The sequence below is a fragment of the Blautia segnis genome (assembly GCF_014287535.1).
GTDB lineage: Bacteria > Bacillota > Clostridia > Lachnospirales > Lachnospiraceae > Blautia_A > Blautia_A acetigignens.
The window spans coordinates 1-18,622 of sequence record NZ_JACOOT010000012.1 but is presented as its reverse complement, the minus strand read 5'-3'; the positions used below and the strand labels follow the sequence as shown (position 1 = coordinate 18,622).

Sequence of the window (18,622 nt, the reverse complement as noted above, 5' to 3'; positions counted from 1 at the left end):
CAATTTAGCATATTTCTATTATCATGAAAAGACACTTTACAACTTAAATCTGAATAAATGGTCAAAAAAAGAAGAGCTACTTGCTCTTCCCAGTTTGTCATATCACTCTTCCAATAATGTGTGAATTACTTTGATGATTTTTTTCTGTTCTTTGATTGGAAGTTTTTCAATTTTTTCTGTCAGTTCATTTGTAACACCTGTAACTGAATGTGCCACAACATCAATTAAAAGAGTATCTGCAGAAACATCTAACGCATTTGCAATTGCAACAAAGGTATCCAATTTTGTAACTTTCAAGCCTCTCTCTATTACACTCACATGCGTCGGGCTTAAATTTACTAATGCAGCCAGTTCCTCTTGTGTGAGATTTTTTGCTTCTCGTGCCGATTTGATTCGCTGTCCTACTGCTTTCAAATCCATCGTAACACCTCCTCCGGAACGAATAATCGTTCTGGATTTAGTATACTTGTGGATGTCTTCAATATACAGAATCGCAAAACCAAGTTCTAATTCTATAGAACTATATTTCAAGATTTTCTTTGCATTTTCGTAAAAAAGCGTTATGATTGAATCAGTTAAATCAAAGGAGGTATCAAATCATGAAATCACATAAATACTGGTCCTTAGGCGCACTTTTCTGTATGTTGGGATGCATTTATTCTGGAATCAAAAAATCTATGACTGCACATAAATACTTTGCCTATTCTTCATTGCTTTGTATTGGCATGTCCATTTATTCCGGTCACAAACTGGTTTCTCCAAAGAAGAAAAAAATCACTGAATCAAATAATAGTGAGAATAGTTAAATGAAAATTTGACCTTTATTCATCAAAGACAAAGTTGCTGGAGAATATTTTTTCTCTCCAGCAACTTTCTTTATCTTTAAGCCATTGAAATACAATACTGTCCAATCAGCTTCGTCCAACTATTATATTTATTCTTTTCACACACCTTTCGGCAAATTTCATTTTCCATCAATACACAGAACATCTTATCATAATCAAATGCCCAAACAGCACCATTCACATGGTTTTCCACTGCTTTCTGATCTATGCTCTTTAAGCGTGTGACCATTTTTTCAATTTCTCCATTTCCCAAGTTACCGATATTTTTGCAGATAAACCGAAAGAAATTCAACGTTGCATATTCGTCATGCCAATGGAACTCTTCTGGATTGTTTTTAATTTTACTGGCTCGTTGCTGTTCTTTGATTATCTGATCAGCTACACCTTTCATCGAATCTTCGTATCTCATATTATTCACCTACTCTTCCTCTACGCCCAGTGACGGTTTAAATCTTTTATCCTTTGCCTGCGGTACCACGATCTCATAAAAATAAAATCCTAAATACCCAAGTGCCTGCTTCTTCATTTTATAAAATGAAGTCCTGCCTATTCCTAACTCCTGTTGTACTTCCACATCTGTCTTATTATAATGACTGCAAAAACAGGAATGAAGGATCTCACTGAGCATCACACCATTCGGTGCATAGAACTTAACCAGTGTCATTCCACGATAGATCATATCTGACAAGCCATAAATGATCATCAGGTTATTCATTTCCCGGTGCATCTTTGGCACATTCAGCTGATTGTTATAAATGCTCAGATAACTCAACGCATATGCCATATCTTCATTGATTTTCTCCTGGCACTCCATATCCAGTTCTTCTAACACAATCTGATTTTCCAAAATCAATTTCTGATAGCTTGTCATCAATTCTTTAATATCAGTATAATGTCTTTCAATCGTTACTTCCAAATAATCCTGTGCATGGCTTGCCATCTGGAAGGTAATCTCTTTCATTGATTTAATTGCATAATCTCTGTCTGTCATCAGTTTCAAAATCTCCTTATCATCATCACACTAACTGGCGGTCTTTCAGACCAGTTCGCTTTCCCCATGATTTTGATGGGAAGCAATTACTTACTACAACTTGCAGAAGCGGATATCCAAAAGGCATTGTGGGAGCTGCCTTTGCTGACCGGAATCCATCTTCTTATGTAAAACCTGCAGGAATAAAAAGGGAAAGTGACTATCCCTGCCGGTTAATAATCCAAATAATATCGTCTATACCAAGCTCTCCTTATGCTGTTTTTCTCTCCATAAACCATTTATCCACTTCGTAAAACAAGTGGCTTTCCTGCCCTTGTATCATACAGGTGTACATCATTCCTACACCGCCTGCCTTTCTGCTGGCGCATCGCTCGATTTTCAAAATTCTGTCAATGCTATACTTTCTTCCATCCTCCCATGTAAAAAATATGGGAACCAGCTGTCCGTTTTTCCGAAACTCTGCTACTACATCTACATATACTTTGTTCATGCCGACACCTCACTATAAAATCTCAATTGCTCTTGGCGATGCCGGGATTCTGCGGATATATCCATTTAACTCCAACTGCTTGATTCTGGAAAATGCTGATGATGTTGATTTCACCCCGATCAATTTTCCAAATTCCCGTATTGTCGGTGGATATCCATGTTCATTGGTATATCGTAAAATACACTGATAACTTTCTTCCTGTTTTCTGGTTAATGCTTTTTTCAAATCTATCCCTCCAATTACCCATGGAAATAACTATGTGGATGGATCGTGTGCGTACCAGCGTCTAAGTGGGATAAGACTTTATCCTGATACATTGCCGCTCGCTGTATACTGAAATAACCAAACCGTCGTCTGATCTCATCTACAGTACGATCCAGCTTCTCTAACTTTTCCTTTTTCTCCTGATTTCCAAATAAATCCAACTGCACGGGAATATCATCTAACACAAGATCCGCAGCTCGGATTCCCAGGCTTCTAATGGGATGTTCCCATTTGTAATTATCTTTAAATAGCTGAAATGCTGCAGTTACAATCTCGTTTGTAATATTCGTTGGCTGTCGTAAATGTATCTGTCTGGAAAAACTATACAATCGATTATCTCGAACTGTAATTTCTACTGTTTTGCATTTAAATCCATGTTTCCGCAATCGTGCAGCTACACTTTCTGCCAATGCTATTTGAATGATCCAGACATCCAGATCATTTTCCAGATCTCTCGGTGTTGTAGTGCTATTACCTATCGACTTTACTGGTGCTTCATATCCTTCCTTGCAAACCGGATCTTCATCCCAGCCATTTGCGAAAGCCCATAATACATTTCCTATTTTTCCAAAATGACTCTCTAACAACTTTTCGTCTGATTCCGCAAGTTGCCCGATTGTCCGGATTCCAAGTTTTTGCAATTTCTTATTTGTCTGTCTTCCGACATAAAGCAAATCTGACGCTGGAAGCTGCCATATCCTGTCTTTATAATTTTCTCGATTAAACTCTGTGATTGCATCCGGCTTTTTATAATCTGAACCAAGTTTCGCATAAATCTTATTCCAGGAAATTCCAATACTTACCGTTACACCCAGTTCGTATTTAATCCGATGGCTGATTTCTCTTGCAATCGTCATTCCGCTTCCTTTCAGATTTCTGCTGTCCGATACATCCAGCCAGGCTTCATCAATTCCATATGGCTCAATCTTGTCCGTATACTCCGAATAGATTTCTCTTGCCATCTTTGAAAATCTCAAATACAAATCCATCCGTGGTGGTACAAATATGATTTCCGGACAAATCTGTTTTGCCTGCCATAATGCCATTCCGGTCTTTACACCTTTTTGCTTTGCAATATAATTTGCTGTCAGCACAATCCCATGTCTGGCTTCCGGATCGCCACCGACTGCCAGCGGCATTCCGGCAAATTCCGGATGATGCAGCATTTCTACACTGGCATAAAAACAGTTCATATCACTATGCAGGATCACACGCTCACTCAAACTTTTCACCTCCCAGCTGTTTCCTTCAACATGATGTCTTATCAATTTTTGTATGTTTAGTATATATCGACATTCCGGAGATAGTCAAGTAACATCTTGGTTGTATTTTCTCCATTTTGGAGATTATTGTTGATTTTATTTCTAACATACGGTATAATGCATATAGAAAATTCAAATAGAAATGAGGCGAACAAATGCGTGATTTCGGGGAAATATTAGCAGAAAATAGAAAAAAGAAAGGATACTCTCAATCAGATCTGGTAGACCTGCTTTCTCAGGAAGGTATTCAGGTCACTACAAAAGCAATCTCCAAATGGGAGACCAATGCACGAGAACCAGCTTTACATGTTTTCCTGACACTTTGCCAGTTACTTGATATCGAAGATATATATGAATCCTTCTTTGGAGAAAACCCATATAACATTATGAGTGGATTGAATGAAGAAGGCAGAAATAAATTGATTGAATTTGCTGATATTTTGAAAGCTTCTAAAAAGTTTTCTCCACTGTCTGCAAAAATTATCCCATTCCATCATCCTGTAGAAATTACCTGGGAACCAGTTTCTGCTGGTACTGGAAATTACCTGGAGGATTCTGTAAAAGAAACCTATGATGTAGGACACCTTGCTCCTGAGCAGACTGACTTTGGTGTACGGATTTCCGGTGACAGTATGGAGCCACTTTATCATACAGACGATGTTGCATGGATTCAGAAAAAAGATTCTCTTGCTAATGGTGAAATTGGAATCTTCTATCTCAACGGCAATACTTACATCAAGGAATTACACGATGAGCCAGATGGTGTTTATCTGATTTCTTTAAATCAAAAATATCGTCCTATCCAGGTTTTGGAATCTGACTCTTTTAAGATTTTTGGAAAAGTAATCGGGAAATGCAAAGGTGCAGAAATTCCGGGATTTCATTAGACTTCAACAGCAGGTTCATGATCCTGCTGATAACAATAAGCAAAGGAAGTGATTGAATGGCAATCAATAATACACTAAAAGATATTCGTGAAGAACGGAATCTCATTCAAGCAGATTTGGCTGAAGCCATAGGTTCCTGCAGCCAGACTATAGGCCGCATCGAACGTGGAGAACGTAATCCCTCTCTTGAGATTGCAATCCGGCTGGCACATTACCTGAAAGTGCCTGTAGAAGATATTTTTCAGGTTGAAGACTGAAACACAGCTGCCAGAAAACCGAGGAGTAAAATCCCCGGTTTTCCTTTTGCTCAAAAATCAGTGTAATCCTTTTACGAAATCCGCTGCGTTTTTCATATCTTCTTCATTCGGATGGTCTTTAGCAATACCTCCAACCAGTTTAAATGGTCCGAATGTGTCATACCCTTTACAACCAAATTTTCCAACCACACTGGCATGTCTTTTATCCAAAATCTGCTCTATGGTTTTATAATTCGCACTCCCGCCATAAGTACAGATCAGAAATATCTTTTTGTCGTCCGGTAGATTCTTCTCTGCAAATTCCAATATCGACTGATGAAACTTTGAAAAATAGATTCCTGATGCAAACCCAATCATATCATAACTGCTCAGGTCTGCATCTGGCTGTTTCACAGCATCAATCAAATCCACCTGACATTCTTCTGCGATCCTCTTTACTAATTTTTCTGTATTTCCATGATGCACAGATGCGTATACTATCGCTGTTCTCATTTTTCTTCCTTTCCGTCTGCTCCGTCAATCAGGTCATAGCTCATATCCAAAAAGTCCAATATCTTCGCTTCACTGACTGAACCATCCAGTAAAATCGTGATCCAGTGCTGTTTATCCATATGGTATCCTGGTAAAAATCCATAAGTCTGAATAATCATGCTGGTCATTTCTGGATTGCACTTTACATCCATAATGTCAACCAGATCATTTCCCTCTAATCCCAGTTTCGATTTTTCAACCGTCATGATCACTGCATACCATTTTCCATTTTTATGTCGAAGTACTGCACTGTCCGATAGTTTACTCCATAAATATTCCGGCATTGTGCCATACTGTTTCTGCACATATTCAAAAATTTCTTCTTTCTTCACAATCTATTCAACTCCTGATTTTTCTGATATCCTGCCCATAATCATACCACATTTTCGTATCCCATACTACCTGCCAAATTCTTTTGCATTTTTCCGGTTCTCCTGACTTTAACTAATAGAGGGGTAAAACAGCAAGGACAGGAAGTGAGGATACACTTCCGGGAAATCCCAATTTAGGGAACCCTGCCCTAAATTGAAAAAAACGCTGAAAGCAACGATACTACTGCCCTCTCAGAAAGGAGAACCCGCCAATGGCTGAAAGAAAGAGAAACAAAGAAATCCATTTCTATGTCACCGAAGAAGAACGAAAGCTAATCCGCAGGAAGATGATAGAATCAAAGACAAAAAACATGGGAGCTTATCTGCGCAAAATGGCAATCGACGGTTACATCGTCAACACAGATACCACTCCACTTAAGAAACAGTATGAGGAAATGCACAAGATTGGTGTAAATATCAACCAGATTGCAAAAAAGGTAAATACCACCGGAGATCTATATCCAGAAGAAATGCAAGAATTGAAAGAGATGGTGAAAGAATTATGGCGTATCTTAAGATCTTCCCCATTAAAGTAACAGACAAGAAAGCTCTGGACTACATCACGAATCCAGATAAAACAGATGAAAAACTGTTAGTTTCCAGTTTTGGCTGTTCCCCGGAAACTGCGGATTTGGAATTTGCTCTCACCAGAGAAGCAGCAAAAAAGAACGTAATGGACAAAGGCGATAACCTGGCATTTCATCTGATCCAGTCATTTAAACCTGGAGAAGTTAATGCCGAAACTGCCCATCGCTTAGGTCAACAATTTGCTGACGAAGTGCTGAAAGGAAAATATGAGTACGTGATCAGCACACACGTTGACAAAAATCATATTCACAATCATATCATCTTCAACGCTGCAAGCTTTGTTGATCATCACAAGTATGTTTCCAATAAGCGGAGCTACCACAAACTCTGCAGAATCAGTAATCGTATCTGCCATGAAAATGGACTTGTCACCAGTATGCCAACCGGAGAAAAAGGTAAAAGCTATAAAGAGAACATGGAATACCATCGTGGCACCAGCTGGAAAGCCAAACTGCGTGTCGCAGTTGATAAAGCAATCTGGACTTCCATCAACTATGAGGAATTCCTACAAAAGATGCAGTTAGCAGGATATGAAGTTCGACAGGGAAAACATTTATCCTTCCGTGCACCGGAGCAGAAAAACTTTACTTATATAAAATCTCTTGGAAACTATTATTCAGAAGAAAATGTCCGCATCCGTCTGGCTAAAAATCGTAACAAAGTAAAAACTCCAAGGCATCTGTCCAGAGAAGCTCGCCTGTATATCAATATTTCCACCTATGTAACAACAGGCAATCGTGAAGGATTTGAACGATGGGCAAAACTCAATAACCTGAAAGAAGCGGCTCGTACCTTCAACTATCTTTCTGAAAATAACCTGCTGAATTATGAAGATTTCCAGCAGCATGTTTCTGACATTGAAGCTTCTGTTAAAGCTGCCGATCAGAAGATAGTGGAAATCAGCAATGAACTGACTACACAGAAAGTCATCCAGAAACACTGTGATTCTTACCGTCTCTGCCGTAAAGTGATTGAAGATTGCAAATTTTCTAAAAATCCAAAAGCATACCGGACCAAGCATCAGACAGAATACCAGCTCCACGATTCACTAAAAAAAGAGCTTCAGGATCTCGGTGTCACCAAAATCCCAAGCTCTAATAAAATCCAGAAGCGGATTGAAAATCTTGAATCTGAACAGGATGCTACTGTCCGGGAAAAACAGGAATTGCAGAAAAAGCAGAAAACCCTAGAGATCATTCAGCAAAATTTCACTGCACTGCTCGATGCTCCTGAGATCAGTTCTGACTTACTTCAGGCAAAACGGGAATCTGTTTCTGTCACAAGAGATAAATGAAATTGCACTGACAACCCAATTATTCTCTTCCACATCATCCCAAGGTTTCAGCCCCATTTCCTCCCAGGTGACACCATACGGTGCACCTCAGGAGGTATAACCGGCAATAACGAAAAATCTGTCATCTTTCAAGATTTCTTCTTTAGCCAGATTATCTCTTGTTTCTTTTTTCTGTTTTGCTCGCCTCTGCTGCTTCTTTTGTTTCGCAATCCTTCTTTCTTTAATACGCCTACTGCGTGACTGATACTGGGTTTGCTAAATCCCATGTGCCGGGCAAGGTCAATAGAACGCAACATACCACTTTTCTTTTGTAATACAAGTATAGCTTCCAAATAATCTTCTCCGGATACATGAAGTTTCATAATCGCCTCCTTTACTGAACCAATTTCCAGCCCGTTGTTTTATGACGAATATTGATAAAATCCGCATAAATACCAGATTGCATTTTCAATTGTTCGTGCGTTCCACGCTGTGTAATTTTTCCATCTGCAATTACTACAATCTGATCCGCATTTTTGACTGTTTTCAAGCGATGGGCAATCGTAATAACCGTTTTACTTTCTGTCAAACTTTCAATGGCTGCCTGTAAATCGGATTCATTTTCAGGATCAACACTGGAAGTTGCCTCATCCAAAATAACGATAGGTGCGTCTTTCAAAATCGCTCTGGCAATGGAAATACGCTGTTTTTCACCACCAGAAAGAGTTGCACCACTTTCACCAATCACAGTATCATAACCTTTGGGCAGTGCCATGATAAAATCATGGCAACAAGCTTTCTTAGCAACCCGGACAACCTCATCGTGACTGGCATCCGGCTTTCCAAAACGGATATTATTTTCAATCGTATCAGCAAATAAATAAACATTCTGAAAGACAATGCTGAAATTAGAAAGCAATTTATCTAACGTATAATCTCGTATATCCGTACCGCCTAAAGTAATACTTCCAGACTGTACATCCCAAAATCGTGCAATTAAACTACACAATGTTGTTTTTCCACTTCCTGATGGTCCGACTATTGCTAGCGTTGTTCTGCTTGGAACGGAAAGATTAATACATCGGAAAATTTGATGTTCACCATATGAGAAGCTAACATCCTTTAATTCAATATCCATATTTGGAGGCGTTATATTTTGTCCCGACAAATCCATAATCGGCGTTTCATCAATCTCATTTATTTTATCAATCGAGCTTTCAATGAGACGAAGCGCAAATGATTTACCGCCCGCTTTTTCTAATTCACTAAAAATCAAAAATGAAGCCACACACATCAATAGGCAATACACAAGTGTCATACTGCCTTGCAAATAAAACAAAATAGAACAGAACATAATAGATACACTTATTAATCTTAACACAAACTGTTGTGCAGCACCATAAGGAATAAAAACAGTTTCCAGTTTTGTATTACGAACCCTGCTTTCTTCTATGGCCTGTTTCATTTTTTGATTGGAGTTACCACCAAGATTAAATGATTTTACAATATTCATTCCTTGTATGTACTCTAATGTAGCACCAACCAAATCTTCCTGTGCACGTTGCCTTTCCAGCGATATTTTCTGTGATTTTTTCTGCATCATTGAATTGCATACTAAAAATAGAAGAATTCCCAAGCAACATAAAGAACCTATGCGCCAGTCAAAGAAAAACATCACGATAGTAATAACAACTACATGAACAAATCCGTGAACAACTGTAATTAAAACAGACGGTGCGTTATTTTCCACATCTCCAATTGTTGTAGTAACAGCCGAAGTCAGCTTTCCAAGACTATGATCGTTAAAATACCCCATCGGCATATATTTCATGCGATCACCCACATGAATCCGCTTTTCCGCACACATATAATAACCAACCTTCGTTTGCGAAAAATCAGAAATATAACTGCAATAAATTTTCCCCAATATGCCGATAATCAGAAGTAATAACGTAAATACTATTATTTGCAATGTCATTCCTTCCGTTAAACCAATTAAAATCAAAAAAAGCGCAGCAATCTGAAACATATCAAAAATGGAGTGCAACAGACTGAAAGCAACAGATTTCTTTAATACTCCCTGCCAATTTCCTGCAAAGTCATATATTTTTCTCAATGCGGTAAGCATCTGTCTGCACCTCCTTCATCACGGCTACCAATATGAGCCATCCACATTTGTTTATATAGTGGGCAAACCTCAAGCAACTCCTCATGTGTTCCAGTCGCTTCTATCCGACCGTCATTTACCACAACAAGCTGGTCTGCCCCTGTTACAGTGTAAAGACGATGTGCAACCATAATCAACATTTTCCCTCGAACCAAATTTGAAATTGCATCCTGCACTAAACTCTCATTTTCAGGGTCAAGGTAAGCGGTCGCTTCGTCAAAAATTACAATCGGTGCATTCTTGAGCATTGCCCGCGCAATCGCTACTCGTTGCCGTTCTCCGCCTGACAAATGTCCTCCTGCACTGCCAACAACTGTTTCATAGCCATGCTCCAGCTCTACAATAAAATCGTGACAACCGCATTTTTTGGCTGCTTCCTCTACTTCATCATCTGTTGCCGTAAGACGACCCATTCGGATATTTTCACGCACACTCACATCAAATAAGTAATTATCCTGTGAAACATAAGATACATACGATGTGAGTTGTGAAAGCGGCATTTGCCGAATGTCCTTGCCACCCAACGTGATTTTGCCTGATGTCACTTCCCAAAAACCAGTAATAAGTTTCGTAATGGTGGATTTTCCGGAACCTGACGGTCCCACAATCGCAGTCATAGTGTTAGGGCGAAATATAAGATTAACATGACTCAAAACAGGCTCTTCCACATTTTCATCATAGGAAAAAGAAACATCCTGAAATTTTATCGTTAAATCCTGTATGTCGGTCTGTATAGAAGGGCGCTTCATTTCGGGAGCCGACAGCAAACTACATACAGCGCCTATTATCGTTCCTAGCTGCGCTACACTATCCGTAAATTTGATTGCCGCTAAAATTGGCCCAACAATTCCAAGTGATAAAATCATCACGGTTAAAAAAACAGGAGCAGAAAGGATTCCTGCTTTGTAAAGGATTCCTCCGACCGGTAAAATAGCAATCCACACACTTGGCCAGATGGTATTGCTCATCGACATAAAAAGCTGTGTGTCCTTCATCCAGCCAACCGCATAATCGGCGTTATCTTTCACAGAATCAGAGTATCTTTCATAAGAATTTGCAGATTGATTAAATGCTTTTATTACCTCAATCCCATTCACATACTCAACGACTGTTGTATTCATTTTCTTAACCCGTTTTATAAGCCCAGAAAACCGTTCCTCATAATTTTTTGCCATTCCCATATAACAGAAAAATCCTATGGGCAACGTAACTAGTGATAAAAGAGCCATACGCCAGTCTAGAACAAAAAGATAAACAAGCATACATACTGGCACAAACAAATTAGATGTCATTTCAGGAACTAAATGCGCAAGAATCGGCTCCATACTTTCCACCCTATCCACAATCGTGTCTTTAAAACTACCCGATGATTGATCCAAGATATAGCCCATCGGAACCCGTGACAGCTTATCTATAATCTGCATTCGAATCTCTTTCAATGTATAAAATGTTGCCGTATGTGATACAGCAGTTGAAAGATTCGCAAAAATAATTTTCAAAGAAAATCCGAGCAACACCATCATGCACCAAAAGGCATAAATAGACATCTCCCTTATACCTTCCAGCAGATAAAGCATAATTCTGGCAATTGCAAAATACGGAATCATACCAGAAGCAACGCCCAAAATAGCAAGCAGAATTGACAGCACAAACTGATTTTTATGCGCACGCATAAAACCTAATAACTGTTTTGCAATTTCTGATTTATTCATTTTCCTTACCTCCCATGTAGAATCTGTTGTCACAAGCCATATCACACAGTAAATCATCATGAGTTATAATGATAATGGTTTTTCCTTTCTGGGCAAGGAATGTTACCCATTTTGAGAGACTTAGTACACCTTCTCCATCCATTCCACTTGTAGGTTCATCTAAGATAATTATATCGGCATCCGAGCAATATGCGGCAGCTATTGTTACTCTCTGTTTTTCGCCACCAGACAAAGACGCTGGATGCCGATCCTTTAATGCGGTCAGATGAAAGGCATCCAACGCATCATAGGCACGATTTCTCAAATCCTCTGTTACCTTTTTACCTAATACCAGCTCATTCCCGACACTATCCGCATAAATCTGATAATCCGCGTCCTGCATAACAAGATAACTGGATGCACGACGCTCTGCGCAAGATAATACCTGATTTTCTCTTTTTATTGTTCCGACCTTTTGTTTTAACAGTCCACACAAAATTTTGCAAAACGTAGTTTTCCCTATTCCATTTCTGCCAAGAATGGCAGTAACAGTCCCGGCAGGAAAGCAGCAAGACAAGTCTTCAATTCCCCACACAGCTTTTTTATACCGAAAAGAAATTCCCTCCACAGTCAAATCTTTATCAGCAGATAAAATCTGTCGATGCGGTCTTTGTACATATTCAGCCAAATCCGGATGTCGGATGCCCCACTCAATCAAATCACTACAAGTAAGCCGTTCAAACTGGGCTTTTGTCCATTTATTTACCAATCTGCCGGCATCAATATGCAAATATACATCCGCAATAGATAAAAACTGATGCAGACGATGTTCACTGATAATAATGGTTGTACCATTCTGCTTTATCTCTCCCAAAATTTCAAGCAAGATTTTAATTCCGCCCCGATCCAAATTAGAAATTGGCTCATCCAATATCAATACAGGCGGAGCGAATACAGTGGCGGCAGCAATCGCCACACGTTGCTTCTGCCCACTGGATAATTCATTGACTTTTTTCTCCAACAGGGACTCTATTTCAAGTCTCTTCGCGCACTCCATAACCTGCGGTAATATTCGTTCGGGAGACAACCCAATGTTTTCAGCAGAAAATGCAATTTCATCAAGTACCTTTCCCATAAAAAACTGGCTTCGAGGGTCTTGAAAGACTACTCCCAGTGTTGCAACCCTTTCTTCCGGTGTGAAACTGCTGGGAAAACCATTATTTACTATAACACGGCCTTTTAACTGCCCTTCGTAAAATCCAGGAACTAACCCGCTAATCAGGTGGAGAATAGTACTTTTTCCAGCTCCAGAACGTCCGCACAGGACAGCGCACTGACCCTTTTCAATTTTAAAAGAAATATCTTCTACCCCGGTCAGGAGCATTCCCGCATCTTCCCGTCCATAATGAAAGGAAACGCTTTCTAACTCAACCAAGTTCTCACCCCCAACATAACACCAATGCAACCTAACACAAATCCCAAAATTGTCAAAATGTCCCTGTAAGTAAAACCAATATTGTATATGCAGGAACGGGGATTAGATGAATCCAATCCCCGCAGCTCCGCAGATGCCCCAAGTTCAGTAGATAATTTCAAACATCGAACCGTCAAGGGAACGAAAAAACATTCATATGCCATAATAGGATTCTTTAGGATACTCCACCAAGTAGGGAAAATACCCCTTGCACGTATTCCGTTCCTGATAGATAACATTTCTTTTTCTATAACTGGAAAAAAACGAATCAATATACACAACATTACCAATACATTCTTAGGAACATGTATTCGCTGAAAACTATACATCATGCGGCTCGGATTTGCATACAGAATCGGTGCAGCCACCATCGTCAGCGGTATAGCACGTGCAAATGTGCAAATAACAACATACATAATCCCCATAATAGGAGCCGTCAAATAAGCTAACAACAACATAATAATATATGTCATAATAAAGCCTGGAGCTTTCTCCCAATATCCTGCTACACACATATACAAGGCGCATAGAACCACTAGACCATGTATTTCCGCGTTGCTTTGAAATACAAACCAAAACAGAGTAGCACTGATTAAAACAATTAAGTGTGTTCTAATGTCCAGTTTTTCCATTGATTACACCAGTTTTGCCTTTTTAATATGCTTTTTCAAGAAATAGCAGCCAATCAAATAACCAACAATGGCAAATACTATCGTTATAACACTAATGAGCGCAACCATAGCGGGCGAACCATAATATACAAGCGTTTCAAGTCCTTCTTCCGTATAAGAATCGGCTAGACTTGCAAGATATTGATCTTTGAACAGATAAAGCGGAATTGCACTACCAACAGCATACAGAACCCAGTACACAATATAACCAATTCCATTTCTAATCGGATTCTTATATGTATTCTCGCCCAACATAAGCAACTCACAAATCACACCAACAATTAGTTCAACAATCAGAAACCAACCAGAACCAAAAAGCAACATCATAAGACCAGAAAATAATGCGGTTACAAAGAGAGTTCCTGTTTTTGCTACTTTGTTTGACATAACAACATACAAAGGAGCGCAAAAGAGTGCCATGACTCCAACATATGCCAGATAGTTAAATGCCGGTGTCGCAACCATCATAATAACCATCTTAACTACAACCATAACAACAAGGATTGCCACATTAAATATGGCCAAAGTAATAATGTCTTTCATTTTTAATTTGTTTCCCATGACAAATTTCCTCCTAAAAAATAGTGCGGTCAGTCCTCACTAACCGCAATTAGAATACAACATAATCTCGTTTTTTTCCTTCCCAAACAGCCAAATTCTATCCAAAAAGCCATTTATTTGTTTTTTGCCCGATACGCTCTCGGAGAAACACCTATCACTTCTTTGAACGCAGTCGAGAATTTGTTTGGATTCTCATAGCCAAATTCCCCAGCAAGCTCTGTAATGGACATATCTGTTGTCGTTAAAAGTTTTGTTGCGACCTGCATTTTGTATTCTCGTCTAAAGGCATGCACCGGTTTTCCATAAACAGCCTTAAAACAATCTTTCAACATAGTAAGACTTAATCCGTATTGCTCGGCAAGTTCTGGCAAAGAAATTTTTCTATCCAACTGTTCCATCAAAGCCGATTTCAACGCCTTTACTTTTGCAATTGTCTCGCCAGAATAGTATGCAGAGGTTTCAATATTATCCTGCGTTGATAAATTAGACAACAAAAAGAATATCTCCAGTGCTTTCAAACGCAAATAACCAAGATTACCTCTATAGGTACAATCACAAATTTCTTCAAATACATGTAATAATTCAGGGGGCGTTTTCATTACTACACAGCATTGTTCGTAACAAAATTTCTGAATAAGTCCAGCGAAATCAATCTCAAGCCCAATAACCGGAGCATGAAAACAGTCCCCTATGATGTCGGTATTGATAATAAGGGCCACCCCTTCATAAATTCCCGTAGGAAATATAGGCTCATTTCTTTGTGAGTTTATGATGCTCACAGCAAGGTCATTCTCACCTAAATATGTCATAAATCCTCGCTTATATTCACATTCGTATCGCCCCGATCTACAATATGCAATTTCAATTATATGAGGAAGTGAATTTTTTCGTTGAAAGCAGGAATTAGCATAAAAAGTCGTATAAGCCAAATCAATGCCCTGAAAAAGATGGTAACAATCCATTGTACCATCCGGTGTATTGCAGTCAATTTGATATTTCGTCACATTTTGAGTCTTTTCAAGAACAACTACACCCGAATCAAAAAGTCCATAATTTTCTTCGATTTTTTCATACATAATATAAAGCACTCCATCATTTTCACAGTCAAAAGTTAGTGGTATCTAATCGTAAGTATATATTATTTATCTATCGAAGTCAATTTATCAACAATGTGAACTTCCGAAAATAAATCCCCTAAATGTAGGATTTCCCCCAAACAACCAGGCTAAATTCACCTGTCGTGCCTATTTATAGACTTATTCAGTCCTGTTTTACTCATCCTCTGATGTCTCTCCTGAGGTAATAAATGTCAGGATCTCTCCATAAGAACGGCTGCTGTTTTTCATCGCTTTTAACAGTTCATCTCTCTGATATGCCATTCTTATATCGTACAGTTTTTTTAATTCATCAACCGCTTTTTCATGTGCTTCTTTCGTTTTTGCAACCTTTGCTTCTGCCTGTTCAATCTTGTATTCCAGGGTCTGTTCGCTGCTTCTTCTCATTCTTGCCATATCTTTTTTATCCTATGTTTTTCTTACTTGCTCTGTAGGATTTTTCGATTTCTTTCGCTTAATGCCGTACATTACCTTCGTTTAAACCAAAGGCATCCAGTATGGTTTTCTGGGTTGCGGTGACAGCATGCTCCAGACGATAAACGCCGTCAAGCTGACGTATCATTACTATCTTTTCCAGTTCTTTTAATGCTGCTGGAACTGTTAGATAGTTCGGTCTTTTCAACATTTTTTCGCTTTTTTCTTTTAATGCTAATAGATCCTGCTTCGCAGAATCAGGGCAATAAACTGGATAAATACCTTTAATGACAATGCTTCATCACTATATACTCGCATGCTTTTATTTCCAAGATAAGATTTGTCACTGCGGAACAGTTTTTCTGATGCATCTCTGCTTTTATATAACGCAATTGCTTCCCGTGCGTCATATTTTCTGATGAAACAATGGCAAAATATCCTGCCGGAGACAGTTCCTTTTCTACTGCTGAAGCGTTCTCTTCTGCAAGCTTCAGCGTCTTCCTATCCTTTTCAAAATTCAGGTAAAAATACTTCATGATCTCTGGCCCAAATGCTACACATTCTTTCCCAACACATCCGTCTAGATATTTTTTCAGCCGGCGTATCTTCTGCTTGATCTCCTGTTTTTCACCATATGCTTTTCCATCACTGTAGTAAATGTGGATATTTCTTTTTTTCGCATCCCCTTCGTATAACAGGTTCCTGACAGTTGTTCCATACAGATCATAACGATCAATATTTTTTATTCCTCACTAGCCCTAAAATTTGTTTAGGGGAGATTTTTTCGGAAGTTCAGAAACAATATACCGCAGAATCCATTTCACATCAAAACATCGTAGATACCACTTCAATGCTATTTCAAAAACGAAAGTTGATTGAATATTCTTGCAGCCCAAAATCAGCACCCCAATATAGAAATCGAAGTTTCGTTACTCGGAAATTGCTTTTTCTATAAGAATATTAATCAAGACCTTGCCGCAACTACGACATATAGCAGTCTTTATCAATATTCTCATAGAAATTATGATTCAATATGCATAAACGTGAATCTCAAAAGTGATTTCCATATTATCGAACAGATGATGGAAACTTATCCGGAATATACTATTCCCCTATATTATAAGCATATTTTCGACTGGCGCAAACGACCATTGTTCACACAAACTATTCAATCATATACATCGCAATTTTTTTTGCATGAATTTGAGTTGTATCAAAAATCGGAACATCCATGAAATTTTGTTGAATTAGCAATCCTATTTCTGTACACCCAAGTATTACACCAGTTTCTTTTCCTTTACAGTACTTATATATTATTTTTTTGTATTGTTCTTTAGAATTATTGGTTATAATACCCCTACATAATTCTGCAAAAATGATATCATGTACCAATTGTCGCTCCTCTAAACTAGGGATAATAATATTTACTCCATTTTTATAAAATCGCTCCTTATTAAACGATTCTTCCATTGTAAATCTTGTTCCTAACAGCAGCCCTTCAGACATTCCCTCTCTTTTCATCTCCTCCACTGTAGCGTCAACAATGTGAACAATAGGTAAGTTTACCTTCTTTTTTATAGCCGGAAGACATTTATGCATCGTATTAGAACATATACCGATAAAATCTGCACCTGCATTTTCAAGGCTTTCCGCTGCATTTGCTAATAACTCATTCGATTTGTCCCAATTTCCTTTTGATATTGTTGATTCAATCTCATAGAAATTTATACTATGTAAAATGCAATCTGCAGAGTATAATCCGCCTAATTGTTGCCCGATTACCTCATTTATTATTTTATAATACGGCACCGTACTTTCCCAGCTCATGCCTCCTATTAAACCTGCTTTTTTCATGAGCATTCTATTCCTTTCTTTATAATCTCATAAATTATATATTATTTGTTTGGGCAAATTGCAAAACATCTAACAGGGAACCCCGTTCCATTTGTCTGCTTTACAAAAATACAGAATATAATAGCTCCTCTTTCCGGAATTTTATCCAGATTTGTAAGCATCTCAATTTGATATCTGTCTTGTTTCAAGACATAACATTCCGCTTGGAAATAACGCTGTTCTTTGCAAAATGGTGGATCTGTATCAAATGTTTCATGTCCAATTGCAGTAACATCTCTTTTTTCAATTAAATATTTTACAGCCTCTAAACTCCAGCCAGGATAATGCTGTTCTCCGTATTCATCCATATTTTGAAACTTTTCCTGACTAGGCCACCTTTTTCCCCAATCGCTCCTCATCGCAACAAAAGCTCCCTTTGGAATTTTTCCATAAATCTTTTCATAATCATGAATATCATCTAGCGATAATGCATAATCACTATTCATTTTAACCTTATCACTACAATTAATTACGCATAATGGCAATACACATTCCTTAATATCAATTTTTTCCAAGGTGCGTCCATTTACATCAGCATGACCTGGTACATCTACATGTGTTCCATATTGCCCTGGAAACGAATATTGATATGCTCTTACTGGATATTCACCAAATTCCAATTTAATCTCTTTCCTCAATGACTCAAAACCTGGCCATCTTGGTGTGTTTTCACCAAATTCATGTGACAAATCAATCCATTTCATCTGCTTCAGCTCATTCAATAAACTCAACAACTCCATTTTCATCTCCCTTAATTATTAATCTTGAAAACATTTTGTTATCTTCTTACAAAGAGTACATGCGTTTTCCTTATTTTCCGTGCAGGTTATGTGATTACCCTTTATCATTTCTACGCTCCTGTCTCTTATACACATCT

The 18,622-nt window shown here is 38.4% G+C and carries 22 protein-coding genes and 1 pseudogene; 5 read left to right on the top strand and 18 right to left on the bottom strand.

Annotated elements, in window-relative coordinates:
* Positions 1-102 precede the first annotated feature (102 nt).
* On the bottom strand, positions 103-420 hold the full coding sequence (locus H8S54_RS05340; protein ID WP_008688152.1) for a helix-turn-helix domain-containing protein: 318 nt from the start codon (positions 418-420) through the stop codon (positions 103-105).
* A gap of 179 nt (positions 421-599) precedes the next feature.
* On the opposite strand from H8S54_RS05340, the gene H8S54_RS05335 reads away from it, so the two are divergent.
* Complete coding sequence (locus H8S54_RS05335) at positions 600-806, top strand: DUF6219 family protein (RefSeq protein ID WP_024720750.1); 207 nt, start codon at positions 600-602, stop codon at positions 804-806.
* Positions 807-882: 76 nt separating this feature from the next.
* Here H8S54_RS05335 and H8S54_RS05330 read toward each other — a convergent pair whose 3' ends face one another.
* The 5 genes from H8S54_RS05330 to dinB all read right to left on the bottom strand — a co-directional run bounded on the left by H8S54_RS05330 (position 883) and on the right by dinB (position 3,813).
* The gene (locus tag H8S54_RS05330) at positions 883-1,254 is read right to left on the bottom strand and encodes a hypothetical protein (RefSeq protein WP_008688148.1); all 372 of its coding nucleotides are present in this window, start codon (positions 1,252-1,254) and stop codon (positions 883-885) included.
* A 9-nt stretch (positions 1,255-1,263) separates the two neighbouring features.
* On the bottom strand, positions 1,264-1,836 hold the full coding sequence (locus tag H8S54_RS05325) for a hypothetical protein (RefSeq protein WP_008688147.1): 573 nt from the start codon (positions 1,834-1,836) through the stop codon (positions 1,264-1,266).
* A 250-nt stretch (positions 1,837-2,086) separates the two neighbouring features.
* Entirely contained in the window at positions 2,087-2,326 is a 240-nt protein-coding gene (locus tag H8S54_RS05320) for a hypothetical protein (protein WP_024720751.1), read from the bottom strand.
* Positions 2,327-2,338: 12 nt separating this feature from the next.
* Entirely contained in the window at positions 2,339-2,551 is a 213-nt protein-coding gene (locus tag H8S54_RS05315) for a LexA family protein (protein ID WP_024720752.1), read from the bottom strand.
* Between the two features lie 14 nt (positions 2,552-2,565).
* On the bottom strand, positions 2,566-3,813 hold the full coding sequence (dinB, locus tag H8S54_RS05310; protein WP_024728258.1) for a DNA polymerase IV: 1,248 nt from the start codon (positions 3,811-3,813) through the stop codon (positions 2,566-2,568).
* A gap of 194 nt (positions 3,814-4,007) precedes the next feature.
* Here dinB and H8S54_RS05305 point away from each other — a divergent pair, with 194 nt between their 5' ends.
* Together H8S54_RS05305 and H8S54_RS05300 are read left to right on the top strand one after the other, a co-directional pair.
* Positions 4,008-4,739, top strand: coding sequence for a helix-turn-helix domain-containing protein (locus tag H8S54_RS05305; RefSeq protein WP_024720754.1), 732 nt, complete (start codon positions 4,008-4,010; stop codon positions 4,737-4,739).
* Between the two features lie 56 nt (positions 4,740-4,795).
* A complete protein-coding gene (locus tag H8S54_RS05300; RefSeq protein WP_005344265.1) occupies positions 4,796-4,996 on the top strand; it encodes a helix-turn-helix transcriptional regulator in 201 nt (66 codons plus the stop codon).
* Between the two features lie 57 nt (positions 4,997-5,053).
* On the opposite strand, the gene H8S54_RS05295 is transcribed toward H8S54_RS05300, so the two are convergent.
* On the bottom strand, positions 5,054-5,488 hold the full coding sequence (locus H8S54_RS05295) for a flavodoxin family protein (protein WP_024720755.1): 435 nt from the start codon (positions 5,486-5,488) through the stop codon (positions 5,054-5,056).
* Positions 5,485-5,859 (bottom strand): MmcQ/YjbR family DNA-binding protein, encoded by a 375-nt coding sequence (locus H8S54_RS05290; protein ID WP_024720756.1) that lies wholly within the window; start codon positions 5,857-5,859, stop codon positions 5,485-5,487. The genes H8S54_RS05295 and H8S54_RS05290 overlap by 4 nt, the downstream gene beginning before the upstream one ends.
* A gap of 251 nt (positions 5,860-6,110) precedes the next feature.
* On the opposite strand from H8S54_RS05290, the gene H8S54_RS05285 reads away from it, so the two are divergent.
* Together H8S54_RS05285 and H8S54_RS05280 are read left to right on the top strand one after the other, a co-directional pair.
* Positions 6,111-6,434, top strand: a complete 324-nt coding sequence (locus H8S54_RS05285) for a MobC family plasmid mobilization relaxosome protein (protein WP_161286424.1) — start codon at positions 6,111-6,113, stop codon at positions 6,432-6,434.
* Entirely contained in the window at positions 6,401-7,780 is a 1,380-nt protein-coding gene (locus H8S54_RS05280) for a relaxase/mobilization nuclease domain-containing protein (RefSeq protein ID WP_186582087.1), read from the top strand. Before H8S54_RS05285 ends, H8S54_RS05280 begins: the two co-directional genes overlap by 34 nt.
* A gap of 209 nt (positions 7,781-7,989) precedes the next feature.
* Here the strand turns inward: H8S54_RS05280 and H8S54_RS05275 are convergent.
* The 10 genes and pseudogenes from H8S54_RS05275 to H8S54_RS05230 form a co-directional block, all read right to left on the bottom strand.
* A pseudogene (locus H8S54_RS05275) lies at positions 7,990-8,142 on the bottom strand (metal-dependent transcriptional regulator); the annotation flags it as partial.
* Between the two features lie 11 nt (positions 8,143-8,153).
* Complete coding sequence (locus tag H8S54_RS05270; protein WP_186582088.1) at positions 8,154-9,887, bottom strand: ABC transporter ATP-binding protein; 1,734 nt, start codon at positions 9,885-9,887, stop codon at positions 8,154-8,156.
* A complete protein-coding gene (locus H8S54_RS05265; RefSeq protein WP_161286428.1) occupies positions 9,872-11,638 on the bottom strand; it encodes an ABC transporter ATP-binding protein in 1,767 nt (588 codons plus the stop codon). Before H8S54_RS05265 ends, H8S54_RS05270 begins: the two co-directional genes overlap by 16 nt.
* A complete protein-coding gene (locus H8S54_RS05260; protein WP_161286429.1) occupies positions 11,631-13,052 on the bottom strand; it encodes an ABC transporter ATP-binding protein in 1,422 nt (473 codons plus the stop codon). Before H8S54_RS05260 ends, H8S54_RS05265 begins: the two co-directional genes overlap by 8 nt.
* Positions 13,040-13,723, bottom strand: coding sequence for an energy-coupling factor transporter transmembrane component T family protein (locus H8S54_RS05255; RefSeq protein ID WP_186582089.1), 684 nt, complete (start codon positions 13,721-13,723; stop codon positions 13,040-13,042). Before H8S54_RS05255 ends, H8S54_RS05260 begins: the two co-directional genes overlap by 13 nt.
* 3 nt (positions 13,724-13,726) lie before the next feature.
* Positions 13,727-14,323, bottom strand: a complete 597-nt coding sequence (locus H8S54_RS05250; protein WP_161286433.1) for an MptD family putative ECF transporter S component — start codon at positions 14,321-14,323, stop codon at positions 13,727-13,729.
* A gap of 113 nt (positions 14,324-14,436) precedes the next feature.
* Positions 14,437-15,399 carry a helix-turn-helix domain-containing protein gene (locus H8S54_RS05245; RefSeq protein ID WP_186582090.1) on the bottom strand — a complete coding sequence of 321 codons (963 nt, stop codon included), beginning with the start codon at positions 15,397-15,399 and terminating at the stop codon, positions 14,437-14,439.
* A gap of 195 nt (positions 15,400-15,594) precedes the next feature.
* Positions 15,595-15,834, bottom strand: coding sequence for an ErpK protein (locus H8S54_RS05240; protein WP_186582091.1), 240 nt, complete (start codon positions 15,832-15,834; stop codon positions 15,595-15,597).
* 1,182 nt (positions 15,835-17,016) lie between these two features.
* Positions 17,017-17,706 carry an aspartate/glutamate racemase family protein gene (locus H8S54_RS05235; protein ID WP_161286439.1) on the bottom strand — a complete coding sequence of 230 codons (690 nt, stop codon included), beginning with the start codon at positions 17,704-17,706 and terminating at the stop codon, positions 17,017-17,019.
* A gap of 41 nt (positions 17,707-17,747) precedes the next feature.
* Complete coding sequence (locus H8S54_RS05230; RefSeq protein ID WP_243164889.1) at positions 17,748-18,485, bottom strand: cyclase family protein; 738 nt, start codon at positions 18,483-18,485, stop codon at positions 17,748-17,750.
* Positions 18,486-18,622: the final 137 nt, after the last annotated feature.